This window comes from Salinarimonas soli (assembly GCF_008386575.1).
GTDB lineage: Bacteria > Pseudomonadota > Alphaproteobacteria > Rhizobiales > Beijerinckiaceae > Salinarimonas_A > Salinarimonas_A soli.
Map to the genome: position 1 here is coordinate 1 of NZ_VUOA01000121.1, position 475 is coordinate 475.

Below are 475 nucleotides of genomic sequence, written 5' to 3' on the forward strand. Positions count from 1 at the left end.
AGTCTTCAAAAAAGAATATATACGATTGCATTGCATATACTAACGGATGCGATCATACCAGCACTAATGCACCGGATCCCATCAGAACTCCGCAGTTAAGCGTGCTTGGGCGAGAGTAGTACTAGGATGGGTGACCTCCCGGGAAGTCCTCGTGTTGCATCCCTTTTTTTTTTTTTTTTTTTTTTGGTTAAAACTTTATGACTCTATAACTTCTATACCGTGAGGCCAAACTTGGCATGTGATACCTTTTCGGAAAGCCCAAAGAGAGCCCTCCGACGAAAGAAGCAAGACAATGGAACTTTTCCATTGACTTTTTGTCGACTCCAAATTTTGACCTTTAAGTACTTTTTCGGGCATTTTCGTGATTTGGGCTATATTACGGACCCAAAATTACTTGTTCAAGCATTGTTTTCGAATTTTTTCATGCATCAAAGCTCGTTAAGACTAGATGGGGTATCCCTACATAGCGGGTGGG

General features: G+C 41.5%; 1 rRNA gene. It reads left to right on the top strand.

The features are described from left to right. Nucleotides 1–44: 44 nt before the first annotated feature. Nucleotides 45–163: ribosomal RNA gene (rrf, locus tag F0L46_RS27645) — 5S ribosomal RNA — on the top strand. The last annotated feature ends 312 nt before the right edge of the window (nt 164–475 follow it).